Origin of the sequence: Acinetobacter sp. (assembly GCF_045628685.1) — a bacterium.
Classification (GTDB): domain Bacteria; phylum Pseudomonadota; class Gammaproteobacteria; order Pseudomonadales; family Moraxellaceae; genus Acinetobacter.
On the sequence record NZ_JAZQPV010000091.1, the window covers coordinates 86,891 to 95,435 of the forward strand.

At 37.7% G+C, this 8,545-nt stretch carries 10 protein-coding genes and 1 pseudogene; 3 read left to right on the forward strand and 8 right to left on the reverse strand.

Annotation, left to right across the window (positions count from 1 at the left end; genetic code table 11):
- The first annotated feature begins 227 nt into the window (after positions 1 to 227).
- Together ACKI4H_RS12105 and ACKI4H_RS12110 are read left to right on the forward strand one after the other, a co-directional pair.
- On the forward strand, positions 228 to 641 hold the full coding sequence (locus ACKI4H_RS12105; RefSeq protein ID WP_407306058.1) for a hypothetical protein: 414 nt from the start codon (positions 228 to 230) through the stop codon (positions 639 to 641).
- Between the two features lie 287 nt (positions 642 to 928).
- Positions 929 to 1,060, forward strand: coding sequence for a KGW motif small protein (locus tag ACKI4H_RS12110; protein ID WP_407306060.1), 132 nt, complete (start codon positions 929 to 931; stop codon positions 1,058 to 1,060).
- A gap of 163 nt (positions 1,061 to 1,223) precedes the next feature.
- Here the strand turns inward: ACKI4H_RS12110 and ACKI4H_RS12115 are convergent, their stop codons facing one another.
- From ACKI4H_RS12115 to ACKI4H_RS12130, 4 genes are all read right to left on the reverse strand, one after another.
- Positions 1,224 to 1,841, reverse strand: a complete 618-nt coding sequence (locus ACKI4H_RS12115) for a hypothetical protein (RefSeq protein WP_407306063.1) — start codon at positions 1,839 to 1,841, stop codon at positions 1,224 to 1,226.
- Positions 1,842 to 1,917: 76 nt separating this feature from the next.
- On the reverse strand, positions 1,918 to 2,553 hold the full coding sequence (locus tag ACKI4H_RS12120) for a hypothetical protein (RefSeq protein WP_407306065.1): 636 nt from the start codon (positions 2,551 to 2,553) through the stop codon (positions 1,918 to 1,920).
- 76 nt (positions 2,554 to 2,629) lie between these two features.
- Entirely contained in the window at positions 2,630 to 3,226 is a 597-nt protein-coding gene (locus ACKI4H_RS12125; protein ID WP_407306068.1) for a hypothetical protein, read from the reverse strand.
- Positions 3,227 to 3,457: 231 nt separating this feature from the next.
- Positions 3,458 to 5,962 (reverse strand): acyl-CoA dehydrogenase, encoded by a 2,505-nt coding sequence (locus ACKI4H_RS12130; RefSeq protein WP_407306070.1) that lies wholly within the window; start codon positions 5,960 to 5,962, stop codon positions 3,458 to 3,460.
- 365 nt (positions 5,963 to 6,327) lie between these two features.
- Here ACKI4H_RS12130 and ACKI4H_RS12135 point away from each other — a divergent pair, with 365 nt between their 5' ends.
- A complete protein-coding gene (locus ACKI4H_RS12135; RefSeq protein ID WP_407306073.1) occupies positions 6,328 to 6,645 on the forward strand; it encodes an NGG1p interacting factor NIF3 in 318 nt (105 codons plus the stop codon).
- A 232-nt stretch (positions 6,646 to 6,877) separates the two neighbouring features.
- Here the strand turns inward: ACKI4H_RS12135 and ACKI4H_RS12140 are convergent, their stop codons facing one another.
- The 4 genes and pseudogenes from ACKI4H_RS12140 to ACKI4H_RS12155 form a co-directional block, all read right to left on the reverse strand.
- Entirely contained in the window at positions 6,878 to 7,096 is a 219-nt protein-coding gene (locus ACKI4H_RS12140; RefSeq protein WP_407306076.1) for a hypothetical protein, read from the reverse strand.
- A gap of 135 nt (positions 7,097 to 7,231) precedes the next feature.
- Positions 7,232 to 7,504 (reverse strand): hypothetical protein, encoded by a 273-nt coding sequence (locus ACKI4H_RS12145; RefSeq protein WP_407306079.1) that lies wholly within the window; start codon positions 7,502 to 7,504, stop codon positions 7,232 to 7,234.
- 289 nt (positions 7,505 to 7,793) lie between these two features.
- Positions 7,794 to 8,420, reverse strand: a complete 627-nt coding sequence (locus ACKI4H_RS12150; RefSeq protein ID WP_407306082.1) for a hypothetical protein — start codon at positions 8,418 to 8,420, stop codon at positions 7,794 to 7,796.
- Between the two features lies 1 nt (position 8,421).
- A pseudogene (locus tag ACKI4H_RS12155) lies at positions 8,422 to 8,545 on the reverse strand (IS5/IS1182 family transposase); the annotation flags it as partial.

The following is an 8,545-nucleotide window of genomic DNA, read 5'->3' on the forward strand; positions in this document are numbered from 1 at the left end:
GCGGCCCTTTTTTTATTTAAATGTCCGATTTTAAAATAAATATGTACTTGAAATACTGGATCAGAAGATTGAATAAAGCTTAGGATTATTTGTTGATTATTATAATTAATTTATGAAAACAGGTTACAAATTAACCATAAGACTATTAAGAATCATAAATATAAAAAAAAATGAGAGGCGTAAGCTAGTTAAAACATGAAAAAGCAAAACCCTAGAGGATCCACAAGATGAAAAGAATAAATCTATTTTGTTTAACCGCGATTTGTATAATTCTAGCTGCTTGTGCAATGACCCCCGAGCAGAAAGCACAGCATGCCCAGGAAAAAGCGAAAAAACGTTTAGCATTCCAAGTAAAAATGGCTCAACAATGCGATCCTGTAGCCGCTAAACTTATGTCTCAATTACCCACCATTAGTCAGTTACCTCCAGCACAGCGTACTAAATTCGATCAGGAATATCAGGCACGTGTAAATAATCCAACATTCCAATCATGCTATAACATGGCATTTAAAGCATATAACGAGCAACAACAACTTAATCTAGAAGAACTGGAATGGGATACTGGTGCAGGATGGTTTAATAATTCACCATTTAACTGCGAATTCGCACGTCCAGAAGGGCCATTTTGGGGAGTTTGCTAATATTATTCAGGATAGCGACTCGATAGCTATGCTTATAACTGGATAATGTAAATAAATTTTTTTATTCATACTCGCTTCATCAATTGCCATCATTCGGTGGTTTTTTGCTTTTAAATCTTTTGATTTTTTTTAACTTACTTCTTCTCCTCACTGGACTTGGTTTGGATTTTGCTTTTATATTGGAGTGAAAGAGTATTTTTATTTTTTATTCACAAGCAATGCAATATGGAAGAAAGATGATTCACTAAATATAAGTTCAGGACTCAATCTCGAAGTGAGGTGACACAATGCCAAAAACTGTGACATATACAACAATTGATAAAGCGACTTTACGTAAAAAAGGCTGGATGTTTTTTATGGCAGTCGTTGGACTACAAATGTTGTTCTTAATAGGTAGTTATTTAGTTCAAAATTCTTAATTTTTTAAATTTGAAAAGCCACCGTGAGGTGGTTTTTTTATATTGATACTTTGAGTCCGCAAGATAAAAATGCTTTGTTTGGTAGAGGATATGTCCTTGTATCCCTACCAAACATGCGACCTCCATGTCGTTAGCCATATGATTTAATATTCTAAATAAAATATTAATTCCAGTTTAATTGATATTTTTGAACCCAGTACAATTTGGTTTCTATGCTGTAGCTACCATCGGGGCTAAGGGAAATAATGTAATGGATATTTTTACCTCGACTACGATTACCTTTCCCTTCAGGGACTTGGTACTTGTATTTTTCTATATCTTTAAGAGGGGTGAGTACAATCCGTTTCCAGGCAGTAACTGGAATTTTCTCTATAAAATCCTGTTGCTTGATATTCCACATATTAAATTCATTTTTCTCTTTTTCTGTAGCAAAGCCTAGTACGATGTCACTTAAAGCCTTTTGAGGATACTCTCCTAATATTGTTTGTACTTGTTCCATGGTCAACCAAGGTGCATATTCAATAATAATTTGTTCAGGAACATACCCCTCGGGAGATACCTTACAGCTACTATAAGTTGTAATATATCTTTGCTTTTTTATCACATCTGGTGTTCCTGATAAGTTGCCACATTCAGGCCAATTGTTTTTGTAAACTATGCTATAGACCGGCCAATATTTATTATCCATTTCAAAATTAATTCTATTTTTCATAATTGGTGCGGTTACTTGACAGCCATTTAAAATAAATAAACTGCTCATTATTATTAATTTTATTTTCATTTTTCTTTAACTTCACTTGCAAGTTTAAATGTTAATGTTGTCCCATAATTAACTTTGATCCATTTCAAATAAAGTATCAATTCCAATATCTTTGATATTTTTGAATCCAGTACAATTTGGTTTCTATGCTGTAACTACCATCAGGTTTTAATGAAATCGTATAATGAATTTCCTTGCCACGACGAGCGTTACCTTTCCCTTCGGGAACTTGGTACTTATATTTTTCTATATCTTTAGGAGGAGTAAGTACAATCTGTTTCCAGACAGTAGAAGGGAGGTTATCGATAGTAGTCATTATTTTTCTTTCTACATCGTCTGCATAGGCATGTAAGACCTCATCTGATGGCCATTTATCTCTAGACAGTTCATCTAAATGAAAAAAAGATCTGGCATTCCCTAGACCAGCTTTTACCCGCTCTTCATACGTTAACCATGGTGCATATTCAATAATAATCTGTTCAGGGACATAGCCTTCTGGCTCGACTTTGCAAGTGTTATCCGTAGTTAGATATTTAGTTTTTCTTTTTACAGGCATATTTCCATCGATATCATAAAAATTACCGCACAATGGCCAGTTGTTTTTAAAAACAAAGTTATGCTCAAAGTCTGATGGCCCTACAACAAAAGTAATATTATTCTTCATCAGGGGTGCGGTTACTTGACAGCCATTTAGAATAGATAAACTGCTCATTATTATTAATTTTATTTTCATTTTTCTTTAACTTCACTTGCAGGTTTAAATATTAATGTTGTCCCATAATTAGCTTTGATCCATTTCAAATAAAGTATCAATTCCATTTTAATTGATATTTTTGGACCCAGTACAATTTGGTTTCTATGCTGTAGCTACCATCAGGGTTAAGGGAAATAAGGTAATGAATCTCTTTACCTCGACTACGATTACCTTTCCCTTCAGGGACTTGGTACTTGTATTTTTCTATATCTTTAAGAGGAGTGAGTACAATCCGTTTCCAGGCAGTAGGGGGGAGTTTGTCGATAGCAGATTCAATATTTTTCTTAAGAATGGTTGTATTGTATTTAAGCGCATTTTCATCCTTACCTATAAATGCATCTTTCGTAATCCCATAAGGAGTTACTCTATCACCAGTAATGATAACTTTTTTCCCTTTAAGCTCAGGAATTTTTTGCTGATCCTCATACGTTAACCACGGAGCATACTCAATAATAATTTGTTCAGGGACATAGCCTTCTGGCTCGACTTTGCAAGAGCTATCTGTAGTTAAATATTTAGTTTTTCTTTTTACAGGCATATTTCCATCGCTATCATAAAAATTACCGCACAATGGCCAGTTGTTTTTGTAAACAACGTCTTGTCCTTTTAAGTGATCATTTATTTGAAATGATACTGAATTTTTCATTGGCATAATTGAACAGCCTGATAGGACTAGACTAGTCGTTAAGCTTATTAAAAGTATTAATTTTTTCATTTTGCTATACCGCCCCTTTGAAGTTCGAGAAAAATAAGGTGTACCAATTTTTTTTATATTTAGAATTAAATTCAATAAAAGAGATTATGAACTAGAAATATATTTAAATTTATTTTTAATTAACTTATAAAAAACGGCTGCAATCAGCCGTTTTTATTGCTGAAATTTTTATGGTGATAACGGTTCCTGCTGTTTTGGATCAGGCATAGGTGCGGATTCTTCCTCATCATTATAAGGATTTTCCAGTTCCAGTGCTTGATCAAGTTCAGAATCAAAAACGTCAGTCAGCATACTGTCGTAGCGTTTGACATTGTAGGTGAGAAGACTTGCTGCTTCCTCTTGAGTCACAAAACCTATCTCTACCGCATCTGCAAGACGTTCATCAAAAGTTAAACCTTTAAATTGCCCTTTCGATTCGGCTTTTTTGAACTTGTCCCACAGCGGTTCTAACTCAAGCAACATGTTAAAAGTCGATTCCATGCGACCAGTCACATCATCCGCATCGGTGTTATAGAATACATGCGTTTTCAATTCATTACGGAAGGCATTGTCTTGCATAATGATCTCGCCAACTTGTTGCTTTAAGGCATCACTTGGTTTGTTTACAGGACGGCCAAGCGGGAAACAAATGAATTTGACTAAGCCAGCTGCAAAGCCGACAGGAAAATTATCGAACAGACCATAAAAAGCTTCTTGTGCATTAAACAGGGATTTTTCCAGTGCGAGTTTTGCATGAACCTGTTCAGCCTCGGTTTTTTTGCCATGTTCATAATATTTAACAATCGCGGTGCTAATAAACAGGTTGGCATGAATATCTGCCAAACGTCCGGAAAGCATTTCTTTACGTTTAATATCCCCCGCGAGCAAGCCTAGACACATATCGGCAGTCAGTGAAAAGTCGGCACTTAAACGGTTGATGATTTTGTAATACGGACGGGTAAATTCATCGGCACTTTTTGGTGCATCTGAAGAGCCGCCAACATATCCATACGCAAATGCACGTGCAGTACGGTTAAAGGTATAGCCTAAGTGTTTAAACAGCATCTCGTTAAAAGTGGTGAGTGCAGTATCTTTATCCTTGGCTTGCAGCAGTTGTAATTCCTCAAACAGATAAGGATGGCAACGCATGGAACCTTGACCAAAAATCATTAAGGAACGACTGAGGATGTTAGCGCCTTCAACAGTAATCGACACGGGAATAGTTTGATAATACAAGGATAGGAAGTTCCGTGGTCCCATTTGTACGGCACGACCACCAACCACATCCATACCATGATTGACCACACGGCGCATAGTTTCCGTGGCATAGTATTTTGCCATTGCGGTCATCACTGCAGGCTTACCGCCTTGATTGAGACCACAGGTAACCAAATATCGAAAAGCTTCCAGCATGTAAGTATCACTGGCGATATCACTGGTGGCTTCCTGCACGCCTTCAAATTTACCCACAGAAATTTTGAATTGCTGACGGATTTTGGCAAAAGCCCCCACGGTTAAGTACGTTATTTCACTGGCTGCAGTCGATAGGGCAGGTAAGGAAATACCGCGACCGACCGCCAGACATTCCATCAGCATCCGCCAGCCTTTACCAATATTTTTCGAACCACCGATAATCCAGTCCAGAGGAATAAAAACATCTTTACCATCGACCGTTCCGTTCATAAAAGGCGAGCCGGGATTATGTCGTGCACCCACTTTTACGCCCTCATGACTAGCAGGAATCAGCGCGCAGGTAATACCGTATTCGACTTTATTTTTATCACCTAATAGCCCATCTGGATCATACAATTTGAAAGCCAAACCAATCACGGTCGCAATCGGAGCGAGGGTAATCCAGCGTTTAGAAAAGTGCATGCGTAAGCCAAGCACTTGCTGGCCTTCAAATTCGCCATAACAGACCACACCCGTATCCGGAATTGCCCCTGCATCGGAACCGGCTTCTGGGCTGGTTAAACCAAAACAGGGAATTTCTTTACCTTTGGCCAATCCCGGTAAATAGCGATTCTTTTGCTCTTCAGTTCCATAATGCAGTAATAATTCACCTGGTCCTAAAGAGTTTGGCACCATACAGCTCACGGCAGCCGTTAAGGAGCGCGAAGCAATCTTGCTCATAATCCGGCTTTGGGCAAATGAACTAAAGGCACGACCGCCATACTCCTTGGGAATAATCAGGCCTAAAAAACCATTTTCCCGAATGTAAGTCCAGGCTTCAGGAGGCAAGTCTTTAAGGTGATGATGGATCTCCCAGTCATTCAGCATTGAGCATAAATGTTCTACTTCATTATCCAGAAATGATTGTTCTTCTGCCGAAAGAGTAGGATAAGGATAACTTTCAAACTTGGACCAGTCCGGTGCCCCCATAAACAGGTCTTTTTCCCACCAGCTGGTGCCCGCATCCAAGGCTTCACGTTCTGTGACGCTCATTGTCGGCATGGCATTTGCCAGAGTCTTATAGGCAGGCTTGGTAATCAATGCCATCCTTAAAGGTTCAATCATCACAACTAAACTGATGAGAATGAGTGGAATACCAAAAATCAGCGACCATGGACTTATAAATGCAGTGGCGACTGCCACAATAATGGTGGTGATCGCACCGGTATTACGGCTGAGCCCAAAAAAGAAAATGGCCCATACGGTAAAAAATTGAATAAGCAGACTGATGATGAATAGCATTGATTTTCTCCAGTTGCCTACACCAGATGAAAGTCAGAGAAACAGTAGGTATGGAATACCTGAACATGTTGGACTGTTTAATTAGAAAGACTATTGGTGTAATGAAAATAGTATTGTCATGCCCGAGATGGAAATTAAAATTTCGAACCCGAAGTTATAAAATTGAGTGGTATGGGTAAGGTAGTTTGTTTTTTGATCGATGTAAAAGCTTGAACTGTCAGAGAAATGTCACGAAAAGTAATAGGCGCTTGTATTTAATATGATTAGCTTTCTAAAGTTTTGATGAAGGCTAAATAAAGTTTCATACAAATGAATCGATATTTTAGGACTAAGATAAAACAATCTTTATTGTACGGGGTTATAGCATGCTTAAACTGATTTATTACGTTCCTGAAGCGCATCTTGAATCTACTAAACGGGCAGTATTTGAAGCTGGGGCAGGGGGAATTGGTAATTATGAACATTGTGCCTGGCAAGTATTAGGCACAGGACAATTTAAGCCAGTGAAAGGTGCAAATCCGTTTATTGGCGAAGTCGGAGAACTTGAAAAGGTTGAGGAATGGCGTGTGGAAATCCTTGTACCGGAAGAAAAAGCATCTGATGTGGCAAAAGTACTCAAGGCCAGCCATCCTTATGAAGAGCCTGCTTTTGAGTTTATTCAAATGGTGGATATTGAATACTAATATAAATTATTTCTGAGATTGAATTTGAGTTTAGGTGACATCCATAAGAATAGGAACTTTAAACTCAGCCTTAATTCATTCAGCCGAACTGAACGGACTGGATTCCTATACTTCTCTGAGCGATCTGCTGAAAAAACTTCCGACTCAAAATGAGCCGGATTAAGGAATTGCTACGCACAATTAGAAGCCCGCCCGAAATCAAGCGGGTTCACGGGATGCTTATCACAGAATATTAATTCCACCTTTCTTGATATTTTTGCACCCAGTACAATTTGGTTTCTATATCGTAGTTACCATCGGGGTTCAAGGAAATGATGTAATGGATATTTTTGCCACGACGAGGATTGCCTTTCCCTTCAGGAACTTGATACTTGTATTTTTCTACTTCTTTAGGGGGAGTAAGTACAATCCGTTTCCAAGCAGTATGGGGAAGGTTGTCGATAGTAGTCATTATTTTTCTTTCTATATTGTCGGCATGGGCATGCAAGACCTCGTCTGATGGCCATTTATCTCTAGGCAGTTCATCTAAATGAAAAAAAGATCTGACATTCCCTAGACCAGCTTTTACCCGATCTTCATAAGTTAACTAAGGTGTATACTCAATAATAATTTGTTCAGGGACATAACCCTCAGGGGATACCTTACAGCCACTATAGGTTGTAATATATTTCTGCCTTTTTAGCGTATCTGGCGTTCCTGATAAGTTGCTACATTCAGGCCAGTTGTTTCTGTAAACAACGTCTTGTCCTTTTAAGTGATCATTTATTTGAAATGATATTGAATTTTTCATTGGCATAGCTGAACAGCCTGATAGGATTAGACTAATAGTTGAGCTTATTAAAAGCATTAATTTTTTCATTGTGCTTCAACCCCTGTTGCTGCTTTAAATGTTAATGCTGTTCCGTAATTGGCTTTAATCCAGTCTAAATATTTCTGGGCTTGAATAATTTCATTCTTCTCAGGATCTGTTGAGTAAACAATAGTTGCAGTACCTGTTTTAACATTGGATTTTAATTCTTGATATTCTGTTGATGCCTTATATCCTCCCCCCAGACTTCTTTACCCCTACAGTTAGGGTCGATTTTAAATTATTGTTCTAGTTTAAAAATAAAAATGGTAATATTAAATATTGCCATTTAAATAAAATATCAATTCCATTTTTCTGTATATTTTTGCACCCAGTACATTTTGGTTTCTATATCGTAGCTACCATCGGGTTTTAATGAAATCGTATAGTGAATTTCTTTGCCACGACGAGGATTGCCTTTACCTTCAGGAACTTGATATTTGTATTTTTCTACTTTTTTAGGCGGGGTAAGTACAATACGTTTCCATGCTGTAGGGGGGAGGTTATCGATAGTAGTCATTATTTTTCTTTCTATATTGTCGGCATGGGCATGCAAGACTTCGTCTGATGGCCATTTATCTCTAGGCAGTTCATCTAAATGAAAAAAAGATCTGACATTCCCTAGACCAGCTTTTACCCGATCTTCATAAGTTAACCAAGGTGTATACTCAATAATAATTTGTTCAGGGACATAACCCTCAGGGGATACTTTACAAGAGCTATCTGTAGTTAAATATCTAGTTTTTCTTTTTACGGGCATATTTCCATCGCTATCATAAAAATTACCACACAATGGCCAATTGTTTTTGTAAACTATGCTATAGGCCGGCCAGTATTTATTATCCATTTCAAAGCTAATACTGTTTTTCATGATTGGTGCTGTTGCTTGGCAACCATTTAAAATAAATAAACTAGGGTCTGTTGACATTTCAAGTATAGAATTTACCCGATAAAGGTAGCCAAATAAATACACAAGCTAATGCAACTGCACCCTCATAGCTACACTTTAGCTTATCATATCGTGTTGCTATTCCTCTGAACTGCTTTAACCTA